This window comes from Burkholderia sp. ABCPW 14, assembly GCF_001523835.1.
In the GTDB taxonomy this organism is placed as follows: Bacteria; Pseudomonadota; Gammaproteobacteria; order Burkholderiales; family Burkholderiaceae; genus Burkholderia; species Burkholderia mayonis.
The window spans coordinates 1-1284 of the sequence record NZ_LOVS01000004.1; the positions used below are offsets into that span (position 1 = coordinate 1).

1 protein-coding gene is annotated in these 1284 nt (G+C 60.6%); it reads right to left on the reverse strand.

Annotation, left to right across the window (positions count from 1 at the left end; genetic code table 11):
- Positions 1-61 precede the first annotated feature (61 nt).
- Positions 62-1197, reverse strand: a protein-coding gene (locus WS62_RS00525; RefSeq protein WP_442855047.1) for an IS3 family transposase whose coding sequence is annotated in 2 segments (ribosomal slippage) — positions 62-933 and positions 933-1197 — 1137 coding nt in all. Because the reading frame shifts where the segments join, the coding sequence is not laid out codon by codon here.
- Between the last annotated feature and the right edge of the window lie 87 nt (positions 1198-1284).

Consider the following 1284-nt stretch of genomic DNA (forward strand, 5'->3'; position numbering starts at 1 on the left):
AGAGGTGGCTTCGCTCGTTCGGACAGTTTTCTGAGATTTTTAAGTGGAACGTCCGAGGCAATCATGCTGCCGATTTGATCGCAGGCAGCGTCGCGAAGTATGCCTCATCCGGCGTCTGATCCGCCAGGCTCGCATGGGGTCGTTTCCGGTTGTACAGATCGATGTATTCGCCGATGGAGCGCCGGGCGTGGCTGACGGACTCGTACGCCTTCAAGTAAACCTCCTCGTACTTGATGCTGCGCCACACACGCTCGACGAACACGTTGTCGCGCCACGCTCCTTTGCCGTCCATCGACAAGCGAACCTGTCGGCCCAGCACGGCATCGGTGAACGCGCACGCCGTGAACTGACTGCCCTGATCGGTGTTCACGATGTCTGGCAGCCCGTAGCGGGCAAACGCTTCCTCCAGCGCTTCAACAGCGTGTGAGGCTTCCAATGTGATGGCAACCCGGTGCGCGAGAATCTTGCGGCTCGCCCAGTCCACCACTGCCGTCAGGTACACGAAGCCGCGAGCCATCGGAATGTACGTCGTATCGAGCGCGAACACCTGATTGGCTCGGTCGATCTTCATGCCGCGCAGCACGTACGGCCAGATCTTGTGTTGCGCGTTGCGGCGACTCGTGTTTGGCTTGCAGTACAGCGCTTCCACGCCCATGCGCTTCATCAGCGTTCGCACTCGGCGGCGGCCGACTTCATGGCCTTCCCGACGCAGCAGGCGCGCCAGCATTCGCGCTCCGGCAAACGGAAACTCCATGTGCAATTCGTCGATCCGTCGCATCAGCAACTGATCCGCTTCGCTCACCGGCTGCGGCCGGTAATACACGCTCGATCTCGCCACGCCGACGAGACGGGCCTGCTGCGAAATCGGCAACGCGTGCTTACGGTCGATCATTTCTTTGCGCTCAGCAATCCCGCCTTGTCGAGCGCGCCGCTTAAAAAATCATTTTCCAGCGTCAGTTGCCCGATCTTTGCGTGCAGCGATTTCAAATCAACCGGCGGCTCGTTCGACGGCGCACCGCCAGCGCCGAACACGTCCGCCGCGCGCTCCTGCAATTGCCGTTTCCATTCCGTGATCTGGTTCGGGTGCACATCGAACTGCTGCGCCAATTCGGCCAGCGTCCGCTCGCCCTTGACCGCCGCCAGTGCCACTTTCGCTTTGAACGCCGCTGAGTGCGTCCTTCGGGTTCTCTTCGTCATTTCTTGGGTTCCTTTGCCTGCATTATCGCTGGCTCAGGCCCCAGCCGTTCCACTTATCCGGTTGTCCGAATTTGCGCGGCCACCTCT